We start from the raw sequence: 308 nt of genomic DNA, 5'->3' as shown, positions 1-308 counted from the left end.
GCGAACGCTTAGTTAATATAGCGCCAAAGCTGATTGATAATTCAGCGGATGAAATTAATCACGCTTATCATCAACGCGCCCGCGATTGGTCGCAGGTGCGGCCTGAATGGGGACTTGCAAATAATGCCGCCTTTATTGTCGCGCCGCGCGCATGGACGCGAAGTATTAACTTACAGGGGCGCTGTTTTTTACACGATTATGATTGGGAAAGCGATGGCGACTTTTCGATATTAGAGCTTATTATGACTGCGCCTATGATATTCACCCATTGGATCAATAGCCAATATAATGCCTCGGTTTACTAAAAT

The 308-nt window shown here is 45.5% G+C and carries 1 protein-coding gene; it reads left to right on the top strand.

What is annotated here, in order from left to right; genetic code table 11:
- The coding region (locus CWB66_RS21825; RefSeq protein ID WP_252371837.1) for a putative inorganic carbon transporter subunit DabA at positions 1-305 on the top strand (305 nt) is incomplete at its 5' end.
- Between the last annotated feature and the right edge of the window lie 3 nt (positions 306-308).

The organism is Pseudoalteromonas sp. S558, from assembly GCF_005886635.1.
Classification (GTDB): Bacteria; Pseudomonadota; Gammaproteobacteria; order Enterobacterales; family Alteromonadaceae; genus Pseudoalteromonas; species Pseudoalteromonas aliena.
This window is presented reverse-complemented; position numbering and strand designations above follow the sequence as displayed.